Origin of the sequence: Streptomyces sp. NPDC059906, assembly GCF_042730645.1 — a bacterium.
In the GTDB taxonomy this organism is placed as follows: domain Bacteria; phylum Actinomycetota; class Actinomycetes; order Streptomycetales; family Streptomycetaceae; genus Streptomyces; species Streptomyces rubrogriseus.
The window spans coordinates 1-26,111 of sequence record NZ_JBHWKU010000029.1; the positions used below are offsets into that span (position 1 = coordinate 1).

Here is a 26,111-nt window from a genome sequence, read left to right on the forward strand (position 1 = left end):
ATCTCGACCTGCTGCGCCCGATCTACGCCCAGACCGCGGCGTACGGTCACTTCGGCCGTGAGCTGCCCGACTTCACCTGGGAGCGCACCGACCGCCTGGACGCGCTGCGCGAGGCCGCGGGCCTGTAAGGATCCGGGGCGCACCGCGCCCCACGGCATGTGACGAGGTCCGGCGCTCCCCGAGGGGGCGCCGGGCCTCGCCACATGTGCCGGTCCCGGCGGTGTTGTCAGTGGCCTTTGCGAGAATGCAGGCGTGAGCAGCGAGAACGGACCGGAGCAGGGCGGCGCGCAGGACGCGCCGCCCGAGCAGCTCGCGCTCATCCGGGAGACGGTGCGCAGGACGGCGGCCCCGAGGGCCAAGCCGCGCACCTGGCGCGGGGCCGCGCTCGCCAAGGAGCTGCCGGTCGCCAGGGTCCTCGTCGACAAGGGCGTGCTGCACCTCGACCGGTACTTCGACTACGCCGTACCCGAGGAGCTGGACGCCGACGCCCAGCCGGGTGTCCGGGTGCGGGTGCGGTTCGGCGCCGGACGGCACCGGGTGCGGGACGGGCGGCGCGAGGGCGGCGGGCTCATCGACGGCTACCTGGTCGAGCGGCTGGCGGAGTCCGACTACGCGGGGCCGCTGGCCGCGCTGGCCCAGGTCGTCTCGCCCGAGCGGATCCTCGACGAAGAGCTGCTCGGCGTCGTCCGGGCGGTCGCCGACCGGTACGCGGGCAGCGTCGCCGACGTCCTCCAGCTCGCCGTGCCCCCGCGCAACGCGCGCGCCGAGAAGCGGGCCTCGCCGCAGCCACTGCCCGCGCCGCCGGTCCCCGAGCCGGGGTCGTGGGCGCGATACGAGCAGGGGGCCGCGTTCGTGGCCGCCCTCGCGTCCGGCGGCGCGCCCCGCGCGGTGTGGAACGCGCTGCCCGGTCCGCAGTGGACGGACGAGCTGGCGCGGGCCGTCGCGGCGACGCTGGCCTCCGGCCGGGGCGCCCTGGTGGTCCTGCCGGACGGGCGGGCGGTCGCCCGCGCCGACGCCGCGCTCACCGCGCTCCTGGGCGAGGGGCGGCACGCGGTGCTCACCGCCGACGCCGGTCCCGAGAAGCGGTACGCGCAGTGGCTCGCGGTGCGCCGGGGGGCCGTACGGGCCGTGATCGGGACCAGGGCCGCCATGTTCGCGCCGGTTCGGGACCTCGGTCTGGTCGCCCTGTGGGACGACGGCGACGACAGCCACAGCGAGCCGCACGCTCCGCAGCCGCACGCGCGCGAGGTGCTGCTGCTGCGCGCCGCCCAGGACCGGTGCGCCTTCCTGCTGGGCGGCTGGAGCTGCACCGTGGAGGCGGCCCAGCTCGTGGAGACCGGCTGGGCCCGGCCGCTGATCGCCGCGCGGGAGCAGGTACGGGCCGCCGTGCCGCTGGTGCGGACCGTGGGGGACCAGGACCTGGCCCGGGACGAGGCCGCCCGCGCCGCGCGGCTGCCCACCCTGGCCTGGCAGGCCGTCCGGGACGGGCTGCGGCACGGACCGGTACTCGTACAGGTGCCCAGGCGGGGTTACGTACCCCGGATGGCCTGCGCGGCGTGCCGGACGCCCGCGCGGTGCCGGCACTGTTCGGGCCCCCTGGAGGGGCAGGAGTCCGGATCCGCACTGCGGTGCGGCTGGTGCGGGCGCGAGGAGAACGCCTGGCACTGCCCGGAGTGCGGGGCGTTCCGGCTGCGGGCGCAGATCGTGGGCGCCCGGCGGACCGCGGAGGAGCTGGGGCGGGCCTTCCCCGCCGTGCCCGTGCGCACCTCCGGGCGGGAGCACGTGCTGGACACCGTGTCCGAAACCCCGGCGCTGGTGGTGAGCACCCCGGGGGCCGAACCCGTCGCGGAGGGCGGCTACGCGGCGGCGCTGCTGCTCGACGGCTGGGCGATGCTCGGCCGCCCCGATCTGCGCGCCGGGGAGGACGCGCTGCGGCGCTGGCTGGCAGCCGCCGCCCTGGTGCGCCCGCAGAGCGCCGGGGGCACCGTCGTCGCGGTCGCCGAGCCGACGCTGCGGCCGGTGCAGGCGCTGGTGCGCTGGGACCCGGCCGGACACGCGCTGCGAGAGCTGGCGGAACGGGCCGAGCTGGGCTTTCCGCCGGTGTCGCGGATGGCGGCCGTGGCGGGGCCGCCGGAGGCCGTGACCGGCTTCCTCGACGCGGTGGAACTGCCCCGGGAGGCGGAGGTGCTCGGCCCGGTGCCCCTGCCGGTCACGCCGGCGGGGCGGCCGCGGCGGGTGGGGGCGCCCCCGCCCGGGGAGCACTGGGAGCGTGCGCTGGTCCGGGTCCCGCCGGGGCGCGGGGCGGCGCTGGCCGGTGCGCTCAAGGCGGCTCAGGCGGCACGGACGGCCCGGGGGAGCGACACGGCGGTGTGGGTGCGGATCGATCCGCCCGACATCGGATGAGGCGCGGAATCGGATGAGGCGCGGAATCGGGTGAGGCACGGACACGCCGTGGCCCCGCCGTCCCCGGGGAGCCGGGCGGGCGGGGCCGGTGTGACGTCTTGAGCGGCCGGCACGAGCGGCCGGCGCGGGCGGTCGCCCGGTGTGGGGCGGGCCGGTGCGGATCAGCCGTTGCGCGGGCCGGGGAAGGCGGTCGGACGGACCTCGTCGCGCAGGGACGGGCTGCCGGACGTCGGCTGGGTCGGCATGGAGCGGGCCGCCGGGACCGTGGGCACCGGGGGGAGGCCCGAGCCCACGTTGACCGGGCGCGTACCCGTCGGCTCCTGGGTGTGCTCGTCGGCCTCGGGGGCGGCCACCGTCTGGGCGGCGGCGCGGCGGGAGCCGTAGCGCCGGTGCACCGCCTGCTTGGTGACGCCGAGGGCGGAGCCCACCGCGTCCCACGAGAAGCCGAGCGAGCGGTCGAAGTCGACGGCGGCGGTGACCAGGGTCTCGACGCTGTCCCGCAGCTCCTGGGCGAGGCGGACGGTCGGGGCGGGGGCACGTCCGTAGACGACGAAGCCCGTGGAGGGGCCGGAGCGGCGCGGGCGGTAGACGTTGCCCAACTGGGCGGTGAGGGTGCGCAGTGCGTCCACCTGCCGGCGGACCCGCTCGATGTCCCGCACCAGCAAGTGCAGGCTGGCCCGAGCCTGGGCGTCGTGGGTTGCGTGGTCGGCCATGAACAAGCCTCTCGAACCGGCGTTGAAAGGAATCGGGCCGCGCGGGCGGCCCGGTGTGTCAACTCTTTCTTGACCAACGTGTGGGTGCGGAGTTGGTCACGGGGCGGGGCGTGGGGGTTTTGTCGTGCGCCCCTTCGGCCTTCGGCCTCGGGGGTCTCCCACCCGCGCACCACCCGTTCGCCGTCGGTCGAGAGGTGGGCGTGTGCCGTCGTGGTGCCGCGCCGTCGGCGGCTTTCCGTGACCTTGGGGGCTCGTAGACTGGTGCGTCGCCCGCAACAACAGCCCCCGCCCGAGAGGCCCGTCCCACCCATGAAGCTCGTCTTCGCCGGTACCCCCGAGGTCGCCGTTCCCGCCCTGGACGCCCTGATCGCCTCCGGGCGGCACGAGGTGGCCGCCGTCGTCACGCGGCCCGACGCTCCGGCCGGGCGGGGGCGCCGGCTGGTCGCCTCTCCCGTGGCCGAGCGGGCCGAGGAGGCGGGCATCGAGGTGCTCAAGCCGGCGAAGCCGCGCGACCCGGACTTCCTGGAGCGGCTGCGCGAGATCGCGCCCGACTGCTGCCCCGTCGTCGCCTACGGCGCCCTGCTGCCCCGCGTCGCCCTGGACGTGCCCGCCCGCGGCTGGGTCAACCTGCACTTCTCGCTGCTGCCCGCCTGGCGCGGCGCCGCCCCCGTGCAGCACGCGCTGATGGCGGGCGACGAGATCACCGGCGCGTCCACCTTCCTGATCGAGGAGGGCCTGGACTCCGGCCCCGTCTACGGCACGGTCACCGAGACCGTCCGCCCCACCGACACCAGCGGCGACCTGCTGACCCGGCTGGCCTTCGCCGGTGCCGGCCTGCTCGCGGCCACCATGGACGGCATCGAGGACGGCAGCCTGGAGGCCGTACCGCAGCCCGGCGAGGGCGTCACCCTGGCCCCGAAGATCACCGTCGAGGACGCGCGGGTCGACTGGACCGCCCCGGCGCTGCGCGTGGACCGGGTGGTGCGCGGCTGCACCCCGGCCCCCGGCGCCTGGACCACCTTCCGGGGCGAGCGGCTCAAGCTCGTGCAGGCCGTTGTCCTGCCCGACCGGAGCGACCTGGCCCCGGGGCAGCTCGCCGCCGGGAAGAACACCGTGTACGTCGGCACCGGCTCGCACGCCGTCGAGCTGCTGTGGGTGCAGGCGCAGGGCAAGAAGCCGATGCGGGCCGCGGACTGGGCGCGCGGGGCGCGGATCACCGAGGGCGAGCGGGTCGGCGACTGACCCGCGCCGCAGCGTCTCCGCATCACCGTTCACCTGCCCGGCGTACGCTGGGGAGCGCACTTCACCCCACACCCGGAGCACCTTTTTCGTGAGCGAGCAGCCTCGTCGTCCCCGCAAACCCGGCAAGCCCTACCGCAGGCCCCAGAAGGACCCCGTCCGCATGCTCGCCTTCGAGGCGATCAGGGCCGTGGACGAGCGGGACGCGTACGCCAACCTCGTCCTGCCGCCCCTGCTGCGCAAGGCACGGGAGAAGGAGGGCCCCGAGAAGTTCGACGCCCGGGACGCGGCCCTCGCGACCGAGCTGGTGTACGGGACGCTGCGGCGGCAGGGGACGTACGACGCGATCATCGCGGACTGCGTGGACCGGCCGCTGCGCGAGGTCGACCCGCCGGTGCTCGACGTCCTCAGCCTGGGCGTGCACCAGCTGCTCGGGACGCGCATCCCGAGCCACGCCGCCGTCTCCGCCTCCGTGGAGCTGGCGCGGGTCGTGCTCGGGGACGGACGGGCCAAGTTCGTCAACGCCGTGCTGCGCAAGGTCGCGCGGGACGACCTGGACGGCTGGCTGGAGCGGGTCGCCCCGCCCTACGACGAGGACCCCGAGGACCACCTGGCCGTCGTGCACTCGCACCCGCGCTGGGTCGTCTCGGCGCTGTGGGACTCGCTGGGCGGCGGCCGGGCGGGCATCGAGGAACTGCTGGCCGCCGACAACGAACGCCCCGAGGTCACCCTCGTCGCGCGGCCGGGCCGGGCCACCCGCGAGGAGCTCCTCGGCGAGGAGGCCGCCGTACCGGGGCGCTGGTCGCCGTACGCGGTGCGGCTGAGCGAGGGCGGCGAACCCGGGGCCGTCGAGGCCGTGCGGGAGGGCCGCGCCGGGGTGCAGGACGAGGGCAGCCAGCTGGTCGCCCTGGCCCTCGCCAACGCGCCCCTGGACGGACCGGACCGGCGCTGGCTGGACGGGTGCGCGGGCCCGGGCGGCAAGGCCGCGCTGCTCGGAGCCCTGGCCGCCGAGCGGGGTGCCTTCCTGCTGGCCTCCGAGAAGCAGCCGCACCGCGCCGGGCTCGTGGCCAGGGCCCTGGACGGAAATCCCGGCCCCTACCAGGTGATCGCCGCCGACGGGACCCGCCCGGCGTGGCGGCCCGGGAGCTTCGACCGCGTCCTGGTCGACGTGCCGTGCACGGGCCTGGGCGCCCTGCGCCGCCGGCCCGAGGCGCGCTGGCGGCGTCGCCCCGAGGACCTGGACGGCTTCGCCCCGCTCCAGCGCGGGCTGCTGCGCGGCGCCCTGGAAGCCGTACGGGCCGGGGGCGTCGTCGCCTACGCGACCTGCTCGCCGCACCTCGCCGAGACCCGCGCCGTCGTCACGGACGTCCTGAAGCAGCACCCCGGCACCGAGCTGCTCGACGCCCGGCCGCTGCTGCCCGGCGTCCCCGGCCTCGGCGAGGGACCCGACGTCCAGCTGTGGCCGCATGTGCACGGCACGGACGCCATGTACCTGGCGCTCCTGCGCCGGACCTCGTGAACGACGCTGCGAGTCGATACACCTAGCGTCTGCTCACCTTCACCCGCTCCCCGCCCGCCAGCTCCGGTTTCAGGTCCACCTGGACCTGATGGGTGGTCTGATGGTCGACGGAGCCGCCCAGTTCGGCGGTCACCACGCCGATCCGGACGCCGCCCCGGCCGCTGCCCGCGCGGTGGACCTGCACGGTGAAGGTCAGGCTCACGTTCTCCACGGCGAAACCGAGGTCCCGGCCCTCCGCGTCGGCGCGGGCCTCCTCCAGTTCGCCCCGGATCCGGCCGATCACCTCGGCCAGTCCCACGAAACCCGGTTCGTTCGTCAATTCGCCTCCGTACAAAGCCCGTTCACTCTTGTCGCAGCAGTATGCGACAGGAGCAGACGCCCGTATAGTTCGCATATGGCTGCTGGCGGGGGAGGCCCGGCCGTCTCGCCGATGACGACGCCGAGCTGGGCGGTGCGGATCCGGGGAGCGGACGGGGAGATCGCGGGAGCCGGCATTCTGCTGACTCCGCACTGGGTGCTCACCTGCGCCCACGTGGTGGACCGGACGGCGGACCCGATGACCGCGGAGTTCGTCGGCGCGGCCGGCCACGGCGTGCCCGCGGTCCCCGCCAGGCTGGAGCGCGACGCCTACGTGCCGGAGACGCTGGACGCCGACGGCGACCCCAGCGGCGACGTGGCGCTGCTGCGGCTGGAGCGGCCCCGCCCGGTCGAGGAAACGGTTCGGCTGCACCGGCTGTCCGCACCCAACCGTGAGGTGCGGATGTACGGCTTCCCGTACGAGCACAACGGCGGCATCTGGTTCCGCGCCACCGCCGTCGGGGTCTGCGGCCGCGACGGACAGGTGCAGCTGATCCCGGCCAGCCCCGGTGAGCTGGCCAGCCCGGGGTGCAGCGGTGCGGGCGTCGCCGACAGCGACACCGGCGAGGTCATCGGCATGGTGCTCAGCGGTCAGGAGGACCGGCACGGCAACCGGTTCTCCTTCATGAGTCCCGTCGAGACCATCGTGCGCCACCTGCCCCGGCTCGACCCCGTCACCACGGGCCCCAGCGCCGTCGACCCCCAACTGCGGTCCACCGCCGACGACATACTGCCGGAGCTGCTCGACCGGCCGTTCGCCCAGCGCCTCGCCGCCTGGCTGCGCGACGACGGCAGCCAGGTGAAGATCAGTGTCGTCCGGCACGGCGACGCGGCGCGCGAGGCCACTCTGCGCCGCGCCATCACCCTCGCCGACCGCGAGTTGCGCACACCGGTCTCCGTCGACCGGGCCTCCCTCGACCCGCCGGGCACCGTCCCGCAGGCCGGCGGTCACGACCTCGCCGTCCACGCGCAGGGGCGGACCTCGGCCGGTATCGCCGAGCGGATCGCCGAACGCCTGGGGCTGCCGCATCCAAAGGAAGCCCCGCTGGATCGCATCCGCGCCGCGAGGGCCGTCCTCAACCTGGTCGTCGTCGGAGTCGACGAGGCGGTCGATCCGCTCGGCGTGCTGGACCTGCTGGACGTGCTGCGTGCCGACGGCAGCCGTCTGCTGCTCGTCCTGCGCACGGCCGGGGACTGCCACCGCCGTGCCCGCGAGCAACTGCTCACCGGGCCCGAGCGGGGGCGGCGTGCCCGGCTCGTCGAGCGGCTGAAGGAGATCACCGGTCCGCTCGCCGCGGACCTGCGCGAACGCCTCGCCGCCGTGGTGCCCCAGGGCATGCGCCCCCTCGACTCCGACCTGGTGGCCGCACACGCCGCCCTCGCCGACCTGCTCCGCGCGGCGGGCGCGGCGGACCACGACGGGGAAGGTCATGGGGAAGCGGTCCCTGGACCCGGCCCGGACCTCCCGCGCTACGAGCGGCTGGCCGACCGGGTCGGGGGCCGCCTGACGGCGGGTGTCGCGGCACTCGACCGGCTCCGCGACCGGCGCGACGAACTCGCCGGGCGCCTGCGGAGCTACCAGGTCATGCACCAGCACTCCCTGCGGGGCGAGGAGGACCCGGCGGTGGACGGCCTCTACCTCCGGGCCCACACCCTGCTCCGGGCAAGGCCCTGCGACGTGCGCGCGGCGGAAGCGGCGGTGGACGCCTACACCCGGCGCGTCGACGCCCACGCCGGAGGCCCCGGACCGGACGCCCGGGACGGGTACGGCGCCGGGGACGCGTTCGGGGCCGGGGACGGCTACGGCGCCAGGGACGGGCACGCCGGAGGGGACGGGCCGCGGCCCCCGGGACGGGTACGGCGCACGGGACGCCTACGGCGCCCGGGACGGGAACGGCCGAGGAGACGGCCGCGGAGTCCCGGATGGTCACGGGACCAGGGAGGGCCGCGGGTACGGGCACGGCGGAGGGGACGGGCACGGGTCCGGAGACGGCCACGGCCCCCAGGATGGGTATGCCGGAGGGGACGGGCACGGTGCCCGGGACGGGTACGGGTCCGGAGACGGCTACGGCGCCCGGGATGGGCATGCGGGAGGGGACGGACACGGCCCCCGGGATGGGCGCGCCGGAGGGGACGGCCGGGGAGCCGGGGACGGGTATGCGGGAGGGGGCGGTCGCGGAGCCTGGGAAGGCCACGGTGCCCGGGACGGGTACGGGTCCGGGGACGGCTACGGCGCCCGGGATGGGCATGCGGGAGGGGACGGACACGGCCCCCGGGATGGGCGCGTCGGAGGGGACGGCGGGGGAGCCGGGGACGGGCATGCGGGAGGGGACGGCCACGAAGCCCGGGACGGGTACGCCGGAGGGGGCGGTCGCGGAGCCCGGGACGGCTACGGCGCCCGGGACGGTTACCGCGGAGGGGATGCGTCATGACACCGAGAACGCCACGGCACGACCCGCCGCCCGGGGAGCCCCCGGCATGAGCGGGCGAGCCTGCGCCAGAGCCGACTGCCGGGGCGGCGGCCACATCATGGTCACCGGGTTCTGCGACACCTGCTTCCGCCGGCCCCTCGCACCCGAGCCCGCCGCCACGCCGCCCGACACCGACCCGGCCGGGCCCGACGCACCGGCCCGGCCCGCGCAGGGCCCAGGGGCCCCCACCACCGGAGAGCTGGACCGCGACGGGCTGCTGGTCCTGCCGCACCTCCCCTCCCCGGAACCCTCCGAGGCCGCCGACCCCGTCGCCCGGCCTCCCACCGGCGGCCGGCGCTGCGGCGTCGACAACTGCGCCGGCATCATCGGTGTCTCCTACGACGGCGGCCCCGCGCCCGACCACGGGTTCTGCCCCGAGTGCGGGACCGAGTACTCGTTCCGGCCGAAGCTGCGCCCCGGAGACCGGGTCGCCGGGCACTACGCGGTGCTCGGCTACCTCGCCGTCGGCGGCCACGGCTGGGTCTACCTCGCCGAGGACACCCGGGTGCCCGGCCTGCACGTCGTCCTCAAGGGCCTGATCAACACCGGCGACGCCGTGGCCCGCCGGGCGGCCGTCGAGGAGCGCCGCTCGCTCACCACGCTGCACCACCGGGACATCGTCCGCATCGTCACCCACGTCCAGCATCAGGCACCCGGCGACGCCGAACCGACCGGCTACATCGTGATGGAGTACGTCGGCGGCCGGTCCCTGTCCTGGATCCGCTTCGCCCCCGAGGAGGAGCTGGCGCGGCTGTTCGGCACCGGCGGCTTCGAGTTCGGGCACGTCATCACCTACGGCTGCAAGATCCTCGGAGCCCTGGAGTACCTGCACGACCGGGGCCTGCTCTACTGCGACATGAAGCCCGAGAACGTCATCCACTACGGCCGGGAGATCAAGGTCATCGACCTGGGCGCCATCCGCCGGATCGACGACCGCTCCTCTGGGCTCGTCCACACCCACGGATACGCCCCGCCGAAGCGCGAACGCGACCGGCGCGGACTCGACGTCGACAGCGACCTGTACACCGTCGGCCGGACCCTCAAGGTGCTCGCCGAACGCGCCGCCCGGCCCGCCGGACTGGCCGCCCGCTCCTTCGAGGCGCTGATCCGCCGCGCCACCCATCCCGAGCCCGCCGCCCGGTTCCGTTCCGCGGCCGAGATGTCCCGCCAGCTGTGGGAGGTGCTGCGCGAGGACCAGGCCCTCGGCGGGCACGACCCGTATCCCGAGCGCTCCACCCGCTTCGAGCCGACCGCGGCGGTCTTCGGCGCCGCCCTCGGCACCGTCCCGGCGCTCCAGTGGTGGACGCGACGCCCCGGAACCGGGACACCCGAGCTGCCGGCCGGCGCCCCCGAACCCCGGGCGGCGGCCCGGGCCCTGCCGGTCCCGCTCCCCGACGCCTCGGACCCGGCGGCCGTACTGCTCGGCGGGCTCGCCGCGGACACCCCCGACCGCATCGCCGAACGCTCGGAGGGCGACCCGGCGCTGCGGACCGTGGAGACGGCGCTGTGGCTGTGCCGCGCCTATCTGGAGGCCGGGGACGCCGCGCGGGCCGAGGAGTGGGTGGCCCGCGCCAAGGGGTGGAGCGGCGACTACGACTGGCGGATCTTCTGGCACCGGGGACTGATCCACCTCACGCGTGGCGCGGTGGACAAGGCGGAGGACGAGTTCGCCGCCACCTACGCGGCCCTGCCCGGCGAGGCGGCGCCCAAGCTGGCGCTCGGATTCTGCGCCGAGTACCTCGCGGAGCGGCCCCGCGAGTCCGCCGAGGGAAGGGGCGGACCGGCCGGCGCACCGGCGGCCGCACGGATGCGGGCCCGTCAGGCGCAGGCCGAGGAGTTCTACGAGGCCGTCCTGCGCCGCGACCCCACCCAGGGCAGTGCCGCCTTCGGACTGGCCCGTATCCGGCTGCGCCGCGCCGGACGCCGCCCGGCCGTCGACGTCCTGGACGGCGTGCCGACCACCTCCCGGCACTACGACGCCGCCCGCGTCGCGGCGGTGCGGATCCTGACCGGCAAGGTGCCGGACCGGCCCGCCCCGCTCGCCGACGAACTGCGCGAGGCCGCCGAACGGCTGGCGGGGCTGCACCTGGACGGCAGCGGGTCCTGGGACCGGCTGGTGACCGAACTGCGCGAGCACGCGCTCGCCTGCCGCCCGCCCGGCGGCTGGGGGAGCGGCTTCCCCGCCGGCGAGCTGTGCGGCCCACAGGACACCGAGGAGGCGCTGCGCGGGCTGCTGTCCGCGTCGCTCAGGCGCCTCGCCGACCAGGCGGGCGGCGTCGGCGAGCGCGGCGACCTGCTGGACAGGGCGTACGCGGTGCTCCCGGCACCGGCCGGGCTGCGCGAGCTGGTGCGGGGGTGGCGGCGTACGGCGTGAGCGCGTGAGCACGTGAGCACGTGACGGTGCGAGGCAGCGACGACGTGGTCGAGGGGGCACGGAGACGTGGAGACAGGAACGCCCCGGACGGGCGAGGCGGCCGGACAGGTGGCCGCCGGACTGGAGATCAGCCAGTGGAAGTACCTGCCCGGCGAGGCGGGCGACCCGCAGATGCACGCCATCCTCAGCGTGCGCGTGGACGGCACCGGGGGCGACGGCCACCCGGGCGGCCCGGTGCTCGCGCAGGTGCTGGTCATGGACTGCTCCAGCTCGATGACCTGGCCGGTGGAGAAGCTGCACGCGGCACAGCAGGCGGCCGTCGCGGCGATCCGCAAGCTGCCCGACGGCACCCCGTTCGCGGTGGTCCGGGGCAACGAGCAGGCGGCCGTGGTGTACCCGGACACCCCGCGCATGGCCCGCGCCTCCGCCCGCACCCGGTCGCGGGCGGAACGCGCCGTGCGCGAGACGGTCGCGGGCGGCGGCACCTGCATCGGCGCCTGGCTGGACCTGAGCCGCCGGCTGCTGACGGAGCAGGACGCTCCCATCGGGCACGTCCTGCTGCTCACCGACGGCAGGAACCAGCACGACGAGCAGATGCCGCTCGCCCGGGTGCTGGAGGAGTGCGCGGGCCGGTTCGTCTGCGACGCCTGGGGCATCGGTGACGGCTGGGACGGCCGGGAACTGCTGCGGATCACCGGCCGGCTGCACGGCAGCGCCTCCTCCGTGCGCGAGGAGGAGGCCCTGCCCGGGGAGTACGAGCAGCTGATGAACCGCCTGCTCACCAAGACCGTCCCCGAACTGGTCGTCTCCGTGACCGCCATGCCCGGATGCACCGTGCGCTACCTCAAACAGGTCTTCCCCACCGAGGCGGAGCTGACCGCCGAGGACGGCACCGGCCGGTTCGTCACCCGGGCCTGGGGCGACGAGACGCGCCGCTACCAGCTGTGCCTCGCCGCCGACCCGACCGGCCGCCCACGGGGGGAGGACCTCCAGCTCGCCGTGGTCGCCGTCGACGTACCCGGCGGCCGCGAGGTCCGGCTGCCGCCGCCGCGGCCCTGCCTGGTGCACTGGACCGACGATCCGGCCCTGTCCCGGCACACCGACGCCCAGGTCGAGCACTTCGAGCAGCACCAGCGGCTCGGCGAGGCCGTCGCCGCCGCCACCGACGCCCACCGCCGGGGACAGCGCGACCTGGCCGAACAGCAGCTCGGCCGGGCCGTGCGGCTCGCCCACGCCATGGGCGCCGACGAGCAGCTGACCCGGCTGGCCCGGCTGGTGCGGATCGAGGACGCGCCGTCCGGCCGGGTCGCCCTGCGCCCCGAGGTCACGGCCGTCGACTTCCAGCACCTGATCACCGCGAGCAGCCACAGCACCTACGGCCCCGCATCCGGCACCGGTACCGGGACCGGCCCCGGTGCGGCAGGCGGCGCGCCGGGCGGCGGGGCCACCGTGCCCTGCCCGGCCTGCTCGCGGAAGGCCCCGGCGGCCGCCAGGTTCTGCCCGGCCTGCGGCCACCGCTTCGAGGCGCGGCCGTGAGCACCACCGGCCGGGACCTCGTCCGCAGACTCAGGCTGCTGCTCGTGCTGGCGACCGCGACCACTCTCGCGCTGTTCTTCGCCTACCGCGGCGTGCACGACGACACCGTGCCGCTGTCCACCGCGAGCACGCCCGGCATCCGCGCCGTCGACACCGCGCAGAGCGCGCTGCGCCAGGCGAACGCCGTGGTCCGCGAGACCGGCGCCGAGGGCGACACCAGCGGCGAGTTCCTCACCCAGGTCTCGGTCGCCCAGCAGAGCCTCGCCCTGGCCGCCTCGGAGAACGTCACCGGCCTGGCGGGCCGGCACGACGTCCAGACCGTCACCGGGCTGATCGCCGTCTACTCGGGCTGGGTGGAGCGCCGGGGCCGCGAACCGGACGGCTCACCGCTGCGCGCGGCCTTCCTCCATTACGCCGAGAAGGTCCTCGGCGTCGAGGCCGAGGCCGGAACCGAGGGCGACATCATGAGCCGCCTGGACGCCCTGCGCGGCGAGCAGCTGGCCGAGGCCCGGCGGCAGGCCGCCTTCCCCTGGCAGCTGTGGCTCGGCTGGTGCACCGTCGCGGTGCTGTACGCGGCCCTGTGCGGGGCGCTGCTGGAGAGCCAGCGGTTCCTGCGGCGCCGCTTCCGGCGGCCCGTGCAACTGCGGTTGCTGGCCGCCACCGCGGTGTGCGCCGTGGGCGTGCCCGTACTGGCCTGGCAGACCGTCTCGGCACACCGCGCGATGACCGACTCCGTCGCCGGGGTACGAGTGCCGCCGGCCGCCCCGGAGGCCATCCCCGAGGTGGCCGACGAGGTGCAGGGCGCGCTCGCGGACGCCGGGTTCTGGGCCTCGCTGTCCGACTGGATACTCTTGGGAGGGGCCGTGGTGGTGGCGCTGACGCTGTGGGGGCTGTGGCCGCGGATCGCCGAGTACCGGTTCCGGGGGCGGCGATGAGCCGCCCGGGCGCCCGCACCCTCGGCGTCCTCTGCGTCTGTCTGGTCCTGCTCGGCGCCGGGGTGTACGCCGGGGTGCGCTGGGCGCGCGGCTGGCAGGGCTCGGTCACCCTGCTCGCCAACTGGAGCGGCACGGAGCGCGAGCAGTTCGAGGAGCAGGTCATCGAGCCGTTCGAGGAGAAGTACCGGATCGACGTTGTCTACCAGGGCAGCTCCGCGCTCAGCCAGGTGCTGGCCGCCGACATGGCGGCCGGCGACCCGCCCGACGTGGCGGTGCTGCCCGGCCCCGGCGAACTGCTCGCCTACGCCGTCGACGGCCGGCTCCACCCGCTGGACGGCCTCTTCGACGCCGGGGACTACGACCGGTTCTGGGCTCCCGAGGTCACCGTGCCGGGGCAGGGCCCGCACACGTACTGGCTGCCCGTGAAGACCGGCCTCAAGAGCATGGTGTGGTACGCCGGACCGGCACCGACGGCCGGGACGGCCGGCCCTCCCGCACGGTGGTGCGCCGGCCTGGAGTCCGGCGCGACCTCCGGCTGGCCGGGCACGGACTGGGTGGAGGACATCCTGCTCCAGCAGGCCGGCCCGCGGGTGTACGAGGAGTGGGCCAACGGCAGGCTGCCGTGGACCGACGACGCCGTACGCAGGGCCTGGACGACCTGGGCCGACCTCGTGGGCGCGGGCGACCGTGCCCGCGTCGAGCAGGTGCTGACCACCGCCTTCGACGCCGACTGCGCGCCGGGCCGCCTGGAACACCAGGGTTCGTTCCGCGCCGGGCACTGGCGGCAGGAGGGCGGCGACCACGTCCACTTCTCCGAGGTCGTGCCCGGCGCCGGAGCGGACGCCGGCGCCTGGGAGGTCTCCGGCGACCTCGCGGCCGTACTGGACCCGACCCCGGAGGCCGAGCGGCTGATCCGCTACCTCGCCGACCCGGACACCGCGCTGCCGGAGTACACGGCGAACAGGTCGGCCGCGGCCCGCGGGGACCAGGACGCCACCGAGCGGGAGATCGGGGCCATCCTGCGCGAACCCGGCCGAACCCGCTGCTGGGACGCCTCCGACGCGATGCCCCGCACCACCCGCGACGCCTTCCACCAGGCGGTCCTGCGCACCTTCGCCGACCCGACGGCCCTGGACACCCGCCTCAAAGAACTGGACCGCCTCCGCAAACCCCAGAACCTCCCGGTCTGCGGCGCTGCCTGAACCAGGGGGTTCTGGCGACCCACGTTCAGGGGACGCGCCCCAAAGGGGCGCGGGGAACTGCGCGAGCAACCACGGACAACCCGCACCCGAAGAACAACCCCCACAACCCGAGGACCCATCCCCGCCCACCCCCGGAGGGCATGGCAGGCTTGGCCCCATGGCCGCGCAGATCAACCCCAGCATCCTGTCCGCCGACTTCGCCCGCCTCGCGGACGAGGCCAAGGCGGTCGAGGGAGCCGACTGGCTCCACGTCGACGTCATGGACAACCACTTCGTCCCGAACCTCACGCTCGGCGTGCCGGTGGTCGAGTCCCTGGCCCGCGCGACCGACACCCCGCTCGACTGCCACCTGATGATCGAGGCCCCCGACCGCTGGGCGCCGCAGTACGTGGAGGCGGGCGCCGGTTCCGTCACCTTCCACGCCGAGGCGGCCGCCGCGCCGGTGCGGCTGGCCCGGGAGATCCGGGCCAAGGGCGCCCGCGCGTCCATGGCGCTCAAGCCCGCGACGCCGATCGAGCCGTACGAGGACCTGCTGCCCGAACTCGACATGCTGCTGATCATGACGGTTGAACCCGGCTTCGGTGGGCAGGCGTTCCTCGACATCATGCTTCCCAAGATCCGTCGCACCCGTGAGCTGATCAAGAAGCACGGTCTGGAGCTGTGGCTCCAGGTCGACGGCGGTGTCTCGGCGGCCACGATCGAGCGGTGCGCCGACGCCGGCGCCGACGTCTTCGTCGCGGGGTCCGCGGTGTACGGGGCGTCCGACCCGGCCGAGGCGGTACGTGCACTGCGCACGCAGGCCGACGCGGCGACCGCCGGGGCATCCTGGTCCTGCGACCACTGAGGAACAGAAAGTGAACGGCTCCCACCAGGGCTGATCAAGTGCGCCGAATCTGCAAGGATGAACGGCGTATCCAGAGTGTGAACAGCAGTGAGGAGATCGCCGTGTCGGGTATGTCGGCGGGCCGTTCAGCCATGCGGATGGGACCCGCTGAGCTGGTCCAGGCGGCGGCCATGGCCCGCCGCTTCTACCTCGAGGGCAAGTCCAAGATCCAGATCGCGGAGGAGTTCGGCGTCAGCCGCTTCAAGGTGGCCCGGGTTCTCGAGACCGCCCTCGAGCGGGACCTTGTACGCATCGAGATCCGGGTGCCGGCCGAGCTGGACGCCGAGCGCTCGGACGCCCTGCGGGCCCGTTACGGGCTGCGGCACGCCGTCGTGGTGGAGTCCCCGGCCGACGCCGAGGAGACACCCGACCCGGAGAACCTGGGGGAGGTGGCCGCAGACCTGCTCGGCGAGCTGGTCAACGAGGGCGACGTGCTGGGCCTGGCCTGGGGCCGGTCCACCATCCACATGGCAGCGGCGCTCGACCGGCTGCCGCCGTGCACCGTGGTGCAGCTGACGGGCGTGTACGACGCCGGGACCGCCGAGCGCGGCTCGGTCGAGGCCGTGCGCCGCGCCGCCCAGGTGTCGGGCGGCGACGCCCACCCCATCTACGCGCCGATGCTGCTGCCGGACGCGGCCACCGCGCAGGCGCTGCGGCACCAGACCGGGATCGCCCGGGCCTTCGAGTACTTCGACAAGGTCACGGTCGCCTGCGTCTCCATCGGCTCGTGGGAGCCCGGCATCTCGACGGTGCACGACATGCTCAGCGACGAGGAGCGCGCGCACTACGCCTCGCTCGGGGTCGCCGCCGAGATGTCCGCGCACCTCTTCGACTCCGAAGGGCGCCGGGTCGGACGGGACCTGGGGGAGCGGTGCATCACCGTCAAGGCCGACCAGCTCCGGCGTATCCCCGAGGTCGTGGCGATCGCGGGCGGGCAGCGCAAGGCGGCGGCCATCGACGCGGTGCTGCGCTCCGGTCTCGTCACCAGCCTGGTCACGGACACGTCGGCCGCGGACTACCTGATGACGGCGGGCTCGGCGCCGAAGTCGACGCTCAACCGGACCGACCCCGACGGGATCTGACGGCGAATCGGCAGGGGAGCACGGGAAGAAGGGCGCGACATGACCGAGGACTCCGCGGGACGGCTCGTTCTCACGCTGGACCTCGGCGGGGTCACGGACAAGGCGGGCCTGATGGACCGCTGCGTCCGTGACCTGGCGCTGCCCGACTGGTTCGGCCGGAACTGGGACGCGCTCGCCGACTCCCTCGCCGACCCCTCCGTGTGGCCCGAGGACGCCGCCGATCGGGGTCTGGTCCTCTCCGTCGAGGGCTGGCGGGCGTACGCCGAGGCGCGGCCGGACGAGTGGGCCGTCGCCGAGGAGGTCTTCGCCGAGGCCACCGACCGCGGCCCGGGGCTGTTCGTCACCCTCGGCCCTGGAGGATCCTCCAGGGAGGCCGCTGACCAGGCTGGATGATCTGCCGGGGGACTATCGGCCACTCGTCATGGGAGAATGAAGTACGTGCTCTTTCCCCCTGGCTGACCTGTCCGGGGGCCACCTCTGATCGACTGGGATGTGCAGCACGTGCGTTTCCTCAATGACATCCAGCCCTCGTACGACCTGACGTACGACGACGTGTTCATGGTGCCGAGCCGCTCCGCCGTCGGCTCCCGGCAGGGCGTGGACCTCGGCTCCCCGGACGGCACGGGCACCACGATCCCGCTGGTCGTCGCCAACATGACCGCCATCGCGGGCCGCCGGATGGCCGAGACGGTGGCCCGGCGCGGCGGCCTCGTGGTCATTCCGCAGGACATCCCGATCGAGGTCGTCACCGACGTCGTCTCCTGGGTGAAGAGCCGCCACCACGTCCTGGACACCCCGATCGTGCTGGCCCCGCACCAGACCGTCGCCGACGCGCTGGCCCTGCTGCCCAAGCGCGCGCACAACGCGGGCGTCGTCGTGGACGAGGACGGCAAGCCGGTCGGCGTGGTCACCGACACCGACCTGAACGGCGTGGACCGCTTCACCCAGCTCGAGGAGGTCATGTCCAAGGACCTGATCCTCATCGACGCCGACCTGGACCCGCGCGAGGCCTTCAACACCCTCGACGCGGCCAACCGGCGCTACGCGCCCGCCGTGGACAAGGACGGCCGCCTCGCCGGCATCCTCACCCGCAAGGGCGCCCTGCGCGCCACCCTGTACACCCCGGCCGTCGACGCACAGGGCAAGCTCCGCGTCGCCGCCGCCGTCGGCATCAACGGCGACGTGGCCGGCAAGGCCGAGCAGTTGCTCGACGCGGGCGTGGACACCCTCGTCATCGACACCGCGCACGGCCACCAGGAGTCGATGATCAGCGCCGTCAAGGTGGTGCGCGGCCTCGACCCGCGGGTCCCGATCGTCGCGGGCAACATCGTCTCCGCCCAGGGTGTGCGCGACCTGATCGAGGCGGGCGCCGACATCGTCAAGGTCGGCGTCGGCCCCGGTGCCATGTGCACCACCCGCATGATGACCGGCGTGGGCCGGCCGCAGTTCTCCGCCGTCCTGGAGTGCGCCGCCGAGGCGAAGAAGTACGGCAAGCACGTGTGGGCCGACGGCGGTGTCCGCCACCCCCGCGACGTGGCGATGGCCCTCGCGGCCGGCGCGTCCAACGTGATGGTCGGCTCCTGGTTCGCGGGCACCTACGAGTCCCCGGGCGACCTCCAGCACGACGCCGACGGCCGCGCCTACAAGGAGTCCTTCGGCATGGCCTCCGCGCGCGCGGTGCGCAACCGCACCTCGGAGGAGTCGGCGTACGACCGGGCCCGCAAGGCGCTGTTCGAGGAGGGTATCTCCACCTCGCGGATGTTCCTCGACCCGGCCCGGCCCGGCGTCGAGGACCTGATCGACGCGATCATCGCGGGCGTCCGCTCGTCCTGCACCTACGCCGGTGCCGGCTCCCTGGAGGAGTTCGCGGAGAAGGCCGTCGTCGGCATCCAGAGCGCCGCCGGTTACGCCGAGGGCAAGCCGCTGCACGCCAGCTGGAGCTGACCGGCCCCCGAAGCCCGGCACAGCGAGCGTCAGGACGGCTTGACGTCAAGCCGTCCTGACGCGACGTTGGACGCATGACGACACCGCAGAGCATCGAGCCGCAGCACACCCTGCTGACCGCCGTGGGCCGCCTCGACGAGCTGCGCGCCCGCGAGTCCCTCGCCGGGTTCGGCAGCGACGACGAGGCCCTGGACCGCCCCCAGCTCCTCGAACTGCTCGCGCTGAGCGAGGTGGTCGCCCGCAAGGCCGCCTACGGGCGCCAGCTCACCGTCCGCGCCGCCCGCGAGGCCGGTGCCTCCTGGGCACAGATCGGAGCCGCCCTCGGCACCAGCAAACAGGCCGCCTGGGAGGCGCACACCCGCTGGATCGATGCCCAGGAGGCCGCCCGCGGCCAACCCGGACAGATCGGCTTCGACGCCGCGGACGCGGCCGAGGCACGCGCCGCCGCGGGCGAGCCGGACGGTCACTGAGCAGGCCCGATCCACCGTCCGTCGCCCCCGGGCGCACCACCGCACACCCCGCGCGCAACGAACATCCGCCCTGCCGCGTCGAACGCAACGATCGTGCCCGAACGCGCAAGGTTGCCGCATTACCGGGGCATCGCCCCGCTCGTAGTGTTCTGCGCTGTACGTGGCGTGGCGGGGACCCCGCTCGGTGGGTCCCCGTTCTGCACGAGCGCGCCCCCAGGTCCCCGCCGCTCCCCAGGCCCGCCGGGAGCCGTCCGCCCACCCCGGCGGCCCGACCGGCAGCGACAAAGGAGTCAACGCGTGCTCGACCACGGCGCACCCCCGCACCGCGACGCATCGGCCGTCCCACCGTCCCCGGGCCTGGCCGCGCGCCTCATGCGCCGCAAGCCGGTGGAACGCCTGGTCGCCGAGGGCGGCCAGGGCGAGGGCGGCAGCCTCCGCCGCTCCCTCGGCCTCTGGCAGCTCACGATGATCAGCATCGGAGCCACCCTCGGCACCGGCATCTTCGTCGTCCTCGGCGAGGCCGTGCCCAAGGCCGGACCGGCCGTCACGCTGTCCTTCGTCATCGCGGGCCTCACCGCGCTCTTCTCGGCCCTGTCCTACGCCGAGCTGGCCGGCACCATCCCGGTCGCCGGATCCTCGTACTCCTACGCCTACGCCACCATGGGCGAACTGGTCGCCTGGATCTGCGGCTGGTGCCTGGTCCTGGAGTACGGCGTGTCCGTGGCGGCCGTCGCCGTCGGCTGGGGCGAGTACCTGAACGAGCTGCTCGACGGCACCATCGGCGTCACCCTCCCCGCGGTCCTGTCGGCCCCGCCCGGCGACGGCGGGATCTTCAACCTGCCCGCGCTGATCGTCGTGCTCCTCGCCATGACGTTCCTGCTCGGCGGCGCCCGCGAGTCCGCCCGCGCCAACACGATCATGGTCGTCGTCAAGATCGCGGCCCTGGTGCTCTTCTGCGCGATCGGCGTGCAGGGCTTCCGCTCCGGCAACTACGAGCACTTCATGCCGCTCGGCATGGCCGGGGTCAGCGCGGCCGGCGCGACGCTCTTCTTCTCCTACATCGGCTTCGACGCGGCCTCCACCGCCGGCGAGGAGGCCAGGAACGCCCAGCGCGACCTGCCCCGCGCGATCATGCTGTCCCTGGTCATCGTCACAGTGCTGTACGTCCTGGTCGCGGCCGTCGCCGTCGGCGCCAAGCCCTGGCGGACCTTCACCGACTCCGAGGCGTCCCTCGCGCAGATCATGACCGACGTCACCGGGCAGAGCTTCTGGGGCACCCTGCTGGCCTTCTGTGCCGTCGTCGCCATCGCCAGCGTCGTGCTGACCGTCCTCTACGGCCAGACCCGCGTCCTGTTCGCCATGTCCCGCGACGGACTGGTGCCCAAGGTCTTCTCCAAGGTCCACCCGAAGACCGGCGCACCCCGCGCCAACACGCTGATCGTCTCCCTGTTCTGCGGCGTCCTCGCCGCCGCCGTCCCGCTCGGGCAGCTCGCCGACGCCACCAGCATCGGCACCCTCTTCGCCTTCGCGCTCGTCAACGTCGCCGTCGTGGTGCTGCGCCGGACCCGGCCCGACATGCGCCGCACCTTCCGGGTGCCGCTTTCGCCGGTCCTGCCCGCGCTGGGCTTCGGCCTCTGCGTCTGGATGATGGGGAGCCTGTCCAACGTCACCTGGGTGGTCTTCGGTGTCTGGATGGCCGTCGGGCTCGTGTTCTACTTCGGGTACGGCCACCGCCGCTCCCGACTCGCCACACCGGACCCGTCCGAGGTCCGCACGCACCAGAAGTGAAGTGAACGACCCGCAGTGCTGAACGATCTCGACGAACGCATCGTGCACGCCCTCGCCGAGGACGCCCGCCGCTCCTACGCGGACATCGGGCAGTCGGTCGGACTCTCCGCGCCCGCCGTGAAGCGGCGCGTGGACCGGCTGCGCGCCACCGGCGCCATCACCGGCTTCACCGTACGGGTCGACCCCGCCGCGCTCGGCTGGGAGACCGAGGGGTTCGTCGAGATCTTCTGCCGCCGCAACACCTCGCCCGAGACCATCCAGCGGGGCCTGGAGCGCTACCAGGAGGTCGTGGCCGCGTCCACCGTCACCGGGGACGCCGACGCGGTCGCCCAGGTCTTCGCCTCCGACATGCGGCACTTCGAACGGGTCCTGGAGCGGATCGCCGGGGAGCCCTTCGTGGAGCGCACCAAGTCCGTGCTGGTGCTCTCGCCGCTGCTGCGGCGCTTCTCGTCGGGCTCGCCCACGTAATCCGGTGGGCAGGGCGCCGCGTGCCCTCTAGCATCGGTGCCATGACCTGGCGACATTGATTCACCCGCGCCACCCGCGCCACCCGTAGCGCCTTCCGTAGCGCCTCCCCCCGAGGGCCGCCGCGGACGCCGTACCTCCGGTGTCCGATCCGCCCCCTCGGGAAGGCCTCATGACTGTCTCCACCTCGCCCGGGCGTGCCCACGCACCCGCCGGCACCCGCCGGCTCGTGCGCACGCTGTACGCCTCCGCGTTCTGCGACGAGTTCGTCCTGCTCTACCCGGTGTACGCGCTGCTGTTCGCCGACACCGGCCTGTCCGTCTGGCAGACGGCCTCGCTGTTCGGCCTGTGGTCGCTGACGGGCATGCTGTTCGAGGTGCCCTCCGGCGCCTGGGCCGACGCCGTCTCCCGGCGGCTGCCGCTGATCCTCGGCCCGCTGCTCACCGCCGCCGGCTTCGCGCTGTGGGTGCTCGCGCCCTCCTACGGCGCCTTCGCGCTCGGCTTCGTGCTGTGGGGCGCGGGCGGCGCGCTCGGCTCGGGCGCGCTGGAGGCGCTGGTCTACGACGAGCTGGACCGGGCGGGCGCGGCCGGCCACTACGCCCGCGTCATGGGCCGGGCCCGGGCGATCGGCATCGCCGCGACCATGTCCGCCATGGGCCTGGCCGGCCCGGTGTTCGCCTGGGGCGGCTACGATGCGGTGGGCGCCGCGAGCGTGCTCGCCTGTCTGGCGGCGGCGGCCGTGGCCACCCGGTTCCCCGAGCACCGGACCCCCTCCGGCGGCGGCGAACGCCGGTCCGCGACCCTGCGCGCGGGACTCGCCGACGCGCGCGCCGACCGGTCCGTGCGCGGCGCGCTGCTCCTCGTACCGGCCGTGACCGCGGTGTGGGGCGCGCTCGACGAGTACACGCCGCTGCTGGCGCACGACACCGGCGTGGCGGCCGAGACCGTGCCCTGGCTGCTGCTGGTGATCTGGGCCGGAGCCACGGCAGGCAGCCTGCTGGCCGGTGTCGCGGAGCGCCTGACCACCAACGGGTTCGCCGCGCTGCTCACCGGTTCCGCGCTCGCCCTGGCCGTGGGGGGCCTCGCCGGCACACCGGCCGCCCTGGTCCTGGTGGCGTTCGCCTTCGGCGGCTTCCAACTGGCGACCGTGCTGGCCGACGCCCGCCTTCAGCAGCGCATCGACGACACCGGGCGGGCCACCCTGACCTCGATCGCGGGCCTCGGCACCGAGCTGGGCAACCTCGCCACCTACGGTGCCTACGCCGCGGCGGCCACGGCATGGGGCCACGGCACCGCCTTCGCGCTCTCCGCGCTGCCCTACGTCCTGACGGCGCTGCTGCTGGCCGGCGCCGCCCGGACTACAGCGGCGGCTGCCAGGGCACGACGTCGAAGCCGCCGGTCCCCTTCCTGACCTTCTCGAAGGGCGCCGACTTCACGCACCGGGGCAGCTCCCCACCCTCCGCGGGGCTGCCCGTCGCCGCCCAGCTGTAGCCGACCCGGTCGTGGCGGCCCAGGTCGTGGACGGTGATGCCGACCTGCTTCCCCTCGGCACCGGGTAGGTCGGAGTCGGTGATGACGCCGGAGACGACGGCCACGTCACCGCCGGTCAGGAGACAGTCCACGGTGGCCTCGGCCCGCGCGCCCTTGCCGTTCAGGTAGTGGCTGAACGCGAAGGTCCCGGTCGCCTTGAGAGGGTCCTCGTTGTCCAGCTAGGCGGTGCCGGTCAGGGCGGCGGCCTCCCTCGGGGGCGGGCCGTCGTGCGGTTTCCCGTCGGGGCCGGCGGCGACGGCCGCGCCGGTGGGGGCGGCGGTGAGCAGCAGGGCGGCGCAGAGTGCGGCGGTCGCGGTACGGCGCTTCATGGCGGGTCGTCTCCCGTGAGGTCGAAGCCGGTGAACCGAACGGTCACCACTGTCCCGGCGCCGCCTCCGCGCCACATCGGGCCCACGGCGGGTACCACCTCCGCCGCGCGGCGGGGAGGGACCGGGCCCGCTCTGCTTCCCGGGGAGGACGTGAGCGTCCGCCGGGGGCGCAACGAATCGCCGACGGGTGCCGGATGCACGCAACGAACCGCTCACCGGCGCGCAACAGGTCCGTCTTGTCCGGCCGAGTCCGCCGACCGTACCGTCTATCTGGCCCCCGAACCCCCCTGCGACCGGTGAGGAACACGCATGCGCACCGCCCTGCTCCAGAGCTCCGGCCGCCCCGGCTCCACCGCCGAGAACCTCAAGGTCCTCGACGAGGCCGCGGGCCGCGCCGCCGCCGCTGGAGCCGCGCTGCTCGTCACCTCCGAGCTGTTCCTGACCGGATACGCCATCGGCGACGCCGTCGGTGTCCTCGCCGAGCCCGCCGACGGCGACGCGACCGACGCCGTCGCGGAGATCGCCGAGCGGCACGGCCTGGCCGTCGCGTACGGCTACCCCGAGCGGGACGGCGCGCGCGTCTTCAACTCGGTCCAGCTCATCGCCGCGGACGGCACCCGGCTCGCGGGCTACCGCAAGACCCACCTCTTCGGCTGCTTCGAGCGCGACCACTTCACCCCCGGCGAGCAGCCCGTCGTCCAGGCCGAGCTGAACGGCCTCACCGTGGGCCTGATGATCTGCTACGACGTCGAGTTCCCGGAGAACGTCCGCGCCCACGCCCTGGCCGGCACCGACCTGCTGCTCGTCCCCACCGCGCAGATGCACCCGTTCCAGTTCGTCGCCGAGTCCGTCGTGCCGGTGCGGGCCTTCGAGAACCAGATGTACGTCGCGTACGTCAACCGTGTCGGTCGGGAGGGCGAGTTCGAGTTCGTCGGCCTGTCCGTCCTCGCGGGGCCCGACGGCGTCGCCCGCGCCGGCGCCGGGCGGGCCGAGGAGCTGATCCTCGCCGACGCCGACCCGGCCTTCCTGGCCGCGTCCCGGGAGGCCAACCCGTACCTGAAGGACCGCCGCCCCGGTCTCTACGGCGCCCTCGCCTGAGCCGCGAACCACGCGTCCCGCCCCCGTTCCAGCCGTTCAACCCGTTCCACCCGCGCAAGGAGTCCGCACCCCATGACGTCCACCGTGCCCAACGCGATCGAGCACGCAGACGAGCAGCAGCCGCCGATCACCATGTTCGGGCCGGACTTCCCGTACGCGTACGACGACTTCCTCGCCCACCCGGCGGGACTCGGCCAGATACCCGCGACCGGGCACGGCACCGAGGTCGCCGTCATCGGCGGCGGCCTGTCCGGCATCGTGGCCGCCTACGAGCTGATGAAGATGGGCCTGAGGCCCGTCGTCTACGAGGCCGACCGGATCGGCGGCCGGCTGCGCACCGTCGGCTTCGACGGCTGCGACCCCTCGCTGACCGCCGAGATGGGCGCGATGCGCTTTCCGCCGTCCTCCACCGCCCTCCAGCACTACATCGACCTGGTGGGCCTTCGGACCCAGCCCTTCCCCAACCCCCTCGCCGAGGCCACGCCGTCGACCGTCGTCGACCTGAAAGGCGAGTCGCACTACGCCGAGACCCTCGACGACCTGCCGCAGGTCTACCGGGACGTGGCCGACGCCTGGGCCAAGTGCCTCGAAGAGGGCGCCGACTTCACCGACATGAACCGCGCCCTGCGCGAGCGCGACGTCCCGCGCATCCGCGAGATCTGGGCGAAGCTGGTCGAGAAGCTCGACAACCAGACCTTCTACGGCTTCCTGTGCGACTCCGAGGCCTTCAAGTCCTTCCGGCACCGCGAGATCTTCGGCCAGGTCGGCTTCGGCACCGGCGGCTGGGACACCGACTTCCCCAACTCCATCCTGGAGATCCTCCGCGTCGTCTACACCGAGGCCGACGACCACCACCGCGGCATCGTCGGCGGCTCCCAGCAGCTGCCACTGAGGCTGTGGGAGCGCGAGCCGGAGAAGATCGTCCACTGGCCGCACGGCACCTCCCTGCGGTCCCTGCACGCGGGCGGCGAGCCCCGCCCGGCCGTGACCCGGCTGAACCGCACCGCGGGCAACGGCATCACCGTGACCGACGCCGACGGCGACATCCGCACCTACCGGGCGGCGATCTTCACCGCCCAGTCCTGGATGCTGCTCTCGAAGATCGCCTGCGACGACTCGCTCTTCCCGATCGACCACTGGACCGCGATCGAGCGGACCCACTACATGGAGTCCAGCAAGCTCTTCGTGCCCGTGGACCGGCCCTTCTGGCTCGACAAGGACGAGGACACGGGCCGGGACGTCATGTCGATGACGCTCACCGACCGCATGACCCGCGGCACCTACCTGCTCGACGACGGCCCGGACAAGCCCGCCGTCATCTGCCTCTCCTACACCTGGTGCGACGACAGCCTGAAGTGGCTGCCGCTGTCCGCGAACGAGCGGATGGAGGTCATGCTGAAGTCGCTCGGCGAGATCTACCCGAAGGTCGACATCAGGAAGCACGTCATCGGCAACCCGGTGACGGTCTCCTGGGAGAACGAGCCCTACTTCATGGGCGCGTTCAAGGCCAACCTGCCCGGCCACTACCGCTACCAGCGGCGCCTGTTCACCCACTTCATGCAGGAGGACCTGCCGGAGGACAAGCGGGGCATCTTCCTCGCCGGCGACGACATCTCCTGGACGGCCGGCTGGGCCGAGGGCGCCGTGCAGACCGCGCTGAACGCGGTCTGGGGCGTCATGCACCACCTCGGCGGCGAGACCGACGCGACCAACCCCGGCCCCGGCGACCTGTACGAGGAGATCGCGCCGGTGGAGCTCCCCGAGGACTAGGGG

The 26,111-nt window shown here is 74.4% G+C and carries 21 protein-coding genes and 1 pseudogene; 19 read left to right on the plus strand and 3 right to left on the minus strand.

The window, feature by feature from the left end; all coding sequences use genetic code 11:
• Together ACFV9J_RS31870 and ACFV9J_RS31875 are read left to right on the plus strand one after the other, a co-directional pair.
• On the plus strand, positions 1-128 hold a 128-nt coding region (locus ACFV9J_RS31870; RefSeq protein WP_385360143.1), incomplete at its 5' end, for a methionine adenosyltransferase domain-containing protein.
• Between the two features lie 124 nt (positions 129-252).
• Positions 253-2,403, plus strand: coding sequence for a primosomal protein N' (locus tag ACFV9J_RS31875; protein WP_385359972.1), 2,151 nt, complete (start codon positions 253-255; stop codon positions 2,401-2,403).
• 161 nt (positions 2,404-2,564) lie between these two features.
• Here ACFV9J_RS31875 and ACFV9J_RS31880 read toward each other — a convergent pair whose 3' ends face one another.
• Complete coding sequence (locus ACFV9J_RS31880; RefSeq protein ID WP_385359974.1) at positions 2,565-3,116, minus strand: hypothetical protein; 552 nt, start codon at positions 3,114-3,116, stop codon at positions 2,565-2,567.
• A 309-nt stretch (positions 3,117-3,425) separates the two neighbouring features.
• Between ACFV9J_RS31880 and fmt the strand changes: the two genes are divergently transcribed.
• Together fmt and ACFV9J_RS31890 are read left to right on the plus strand one after the other, a co-directional pair.
• Complete coding sequence (fmt, locus tag ACFV9J_RS31885; RefSeq protein WP_385359977.1) at positions 3,426-4,358, plus strand: methionyl-tRNA formyltransferase; 933 nt, start codon at positions 3,426-3,428, stop codon at positions 4,356-4,358.
• Positions 4,359-4,446: 88 nt separating this feature from the next.
• Positions 4,447-5,874 (plus strand): RsmB/NOP family class I SAM-dependent RNA methyltransferase, encoded by a 1,428-nt coding sequence (locus ACFV9J_RS31890; RefSeq protein WP_385359979.1) that lies wholly within the window; start codon positions 4,447-4,449, stop codon positions 5,872-5,874.
• A gap of 22 nt (positions 5,875-5,896) precedes the next feature.
• Here ACFV9J_RS31890 and ACFV9J_RS31895 read toward each other — a convergent pair whose 3' ends face one another.
• Positions 5,897-6,193: a trypco2 family protein gene (locus ACFV9J_RS31895; RefSeq protein ID WP_016325785.1), complete on the minus strand. Its 297-nt coding sequence runs from the start codon at positions 6,191-6,193 to the stop codon at positions 5,897-5,899.
• A gap of 75 nt (positions 6,194-6,268) precedes the next feature.
• On the opposite strand from ACFV9J_RS31895, the gene ACFV9J_RS31900 reads away from it, so the two are divergent.
• From ACFV9J_RS31900 to ACFV9J_RS31960, 13 genes are all read left to right on the plus strand, one after another.
• Positions 6,269-8,713, plus strand: coding sequence for a trypsin-like serine peptidase (locus tag ACFV9J_RS31900; protein WP_385359981.1), 2,445 nt, complete (start codon positions 6,269-6,271; stop codon positions 8,711-8,713).
• A complete protein-coding gene (locus tag ACFV9J_RS31905; RefSeq protein WP_385359983.1) occupies positions 8,710-11,076 on the plus strand; it encodes a tetratricopeptide repeat protein in 2,367 nt (788 codons plus the stop codon). Before ACFV9J_RS31900 ends, ACFV9J_RS31905 begins: the two co-directional genes overlap by 4 nt.
• Positions 11,077-11,142: 66 nt before the next feature.
• The gene (locus tag ACFV9J_RS31910; RefSeq protein ID WP_385359985.1) at positions 11,143-12,612 is read left to right on the plus strand and encodes a VWA domain-containing protein; all 1,470 of its coding nucleotides are present in this window, start codon (positions 11,143-11,145) and stop codon (positions 12,610-12,612) included.
• On the plus strand, positions 12,609-13,547 hold the full coding sequence (locus tag ACFV9J_RS31915) for a hypothetical protein (RefSeq protein ID WP_385359987.1): 939 nt from the start codon (positions 12,609-12,611) through the stop codon (positions 13,545-13,547). The genes ACFV9J_RS31910 and ACFV9J_RS31915 overlap by 4 nt, the downstream gene beginning before the upstream one ends.
• On the plus strand, positions 13,544-14,749 hold the full coding sequence (locus tag ACFV9J_RS31920; RefSeq protein WP_385359989.1) for an ABC transporter substrate-binding protein: 1,206 nt from the start codon (positions 13,544-13,546) through the stop codon (positions 14,747-14,749). The genes ACFV9J_RS31915 and ACFV9J_RS31920 overlap by 4 nt, the downstream gene beginning before the upstream one ends.
• Before the next feature lie 157 nt (positions 14,750-14,906).
• Positions 14,907-15,593 (plus strand): ribulose-phosphate 3-epimerase, encoded by a 687-nt coding sequence (gene rpe, locus ACFV9J_RS31925; protein ID WP_385359991.1) that lies wholly within the window; start codon positions 14,907-14,909, stop codon positions 15,591-15,593.
• A gap of 77 nt (positions 15,594-15,670) precedes the next feature.
• Positions 15,671-16,714, plus strand: coding sequence for a sugar-binding transcriptional regulator (locus ACFV9J_RS31930; protein WP_385359993.1), 1,044 nt, complete (start codon positions 15,671-15,673; stop codon positions 16,712-16,714).
• Positions 16,715-16,753: 39 nt separating this feature from the next.
• Entirely contained in the window at positions 16,754-17,107 is a 354-nt protein-coding gene (locus tag ACFV9J_RS31935) for a barstar family protein (protein ID WP_385359995.1), read from the plus strand.
• A 108-nt stretch (positions 17,108-17,215) separates the two neighbouring features.
• Complete coding sequence (locus ACFV9J_RS31940; protein ID WP_385359997.1) at positions 17,216-18,658, plus strand: GuaB1 family IMP dehydrogenase-related protein; 1,443 nt, start codon at positions 17,216-17,218, stop codon at positions 18,656-18,658.
• Positions 18,659-18,732: 74 nt separating this feature from the next.
• A complete protein-coding gene (locus tag ACFV9J_RS31945; RefSeq protein ID WP_385360000.1) occupies positions 18,733-19,128 on the plus strand; it encodes a hypothetical protein in 396 nt (131 codons plus the stop codon).
• 297 nt (positions 19,129-19,425) lie between these two features.
• Complete coding sequence (locus ACFV9J_RS31950) at positions 19,426-20,916, plus strand: amino acid permease (protein WP_385360002.1); 1,491 nt, start codon at positions 19,426-19,428, stop codon at positions 20,914-20,916.
• 15 nt (positions 20,917-20,931) lie between these two features.
• A complete protein-coding gene (locus ACFV9J_RS31955; RefSeq protein ID WP_003977367.1) occupies positions 20,932-21,384 on the plus strand; it encodes an Lrp/AsnC family transcriptional regulator in 453 nt (150 codons plus the stop codon).
• A gap of 169 nt (positions 21,385-21,553) precedes the next feature.
• Positions 21,554-22,792, plus strand: coding sequence for an MFS transporter (locus ACFV9J_RS31960; protein ID WP_385360005.1), 1,239 nt, complete (start codon positions 21,554-21,556; stop codon positions 22,790-22,792).
• Here ACFV9J_RS31960 and ACFV9J_RS31965 read toward each other — a convergent pair.
• Positions 22,740-23,240 (minus strand): annotated as a pseudogene (locus ACFV9J_RS31965) (Repetin). The gene ACFV9J_RS31960 and the pseudogene ACFV9J_RS31965 overlap by 53 nt on opposite strands.
• 309 nt (positions 23,241-23,549) lie before the next feature.
• On the opposite strand from ACFV9J_RS31965, the gene ACFV9J_RS31970 reads away from it, so the two are divergent.
• Both ACFV9J_RS31970 and ACFV9J_RS31975 read left to right on the plus strand, forming a co-directional pair.
• A complete protein-coding gene (locus tag ACFV9J_RS31970; RefSeq protein ID WP_385360008.1) occupies positions 23,550-24,338 on the plus strand; it encodes a carbon-nitrogen hydrolase family protein in 789 nt (262 codons plus the stop codon).
• Between the two features lie 72 nt (positions 24,339-24,410).
• The gene (locus tag ACFV9J_RS31975; protein WP_385360010.1) at positions 24,411-26,108 is read left to right on the plus strand and encodes a flavin monoamine oxidase family protein; all 1,698 of its coding nucleotides are present in this window, start codon (positions 24,411-24,413) and stop codon (positions 26,106-26,108) included.
• Positions 26,109-26,111 lie beyond the last annotated feature (3 nt).

What these genes read in the sequence shown, in the direction of transcription:
- fmt (WP_385359977.1), top strand. Translation starts at nt 3,426, where the DNA reads ATGAAGCTCGTCTTCGCCGGTACCCCCGAGGTCGCCGTTCCCGCCCTG.
- ACFV9J_RS31900 (WP_385359981.1), top strand. Translation starts at nt 6,269, where the DNA reads ATGGCTGCTGGCGGGGGAGGCCCGGCCGTCTCGCCGATGACGACGCCG.
- ACFV9J_RS31920 (WP_385359989.1), top strand. Translation starts at nt 13,544, where the DNA reads ATGAGCCGCCCGGGCGCCCGCACCCTCGGCGTCCTCTGCGTCTGTCTG.
- ACFV9J_RS31960 (WP_385360005.1), top strand. Translation starts at nt 21,554, where the DNA reads ATGACTGTCTCCACCTCGCCCGGGCGTGCCCACGCACCCGCCGGCACC.
- rpe (WP_385359991.1), top strand. Translation starts at nt 14,907, where the DNA reads ATGGCCGCGCAGATCAACCCCAGCATCCTGTCCGCCGACTTCGCCCGC.
- ACFV9J_RS31945 (WP_385360000.1), top strand. Translation starts at nt 18,733, where the DNA reads ATGACGACACCGCAGAGCATCGAGCCGCAGCACACCCTGCTGACCGCC.
- ACFV9J_RS31975 (WP_385360010.1), top strand. Translation starts at nt 24,411, where the DNA reads ATGACGTCCACCGTGCCCAACGCGATCGAGCACGCAGACGAGCAGCAG.
- ACFV9J_RS31905 (WP_385359983.1), top strand. Translation starts at nt 8,710, where the DNA reads ATGAGCGGGCGAGCCTGCGCCAGAGCCGACTGCCGGGGCGGCGGCCAC.
- ACFV9J_RS31880 (WP_385359974.1), bottom strand. Translation starts at nt 3,116, where the DNA reads ATGGCCGACCACGCAACCCACGACGCCCAGGCTCGGGCCAGCCTGCAC.
- ACFV9J_RS31970 (WP_385360008.1), top strand. Translation starts at nt 23,550, where the DNA reads ATGCGCACCGCCCTGCTCCAGAGCTCCGGCCGCCCCGGCTCCACCGCC.
- ACFV9J_RS31935 (WP_385359995.1), top strand. Translation starts at nt 16,754, where the DNA reads ATGACCGAGGACTCCGCGGGACGGCTCGTTCTCACGCTGGACCTCGGC.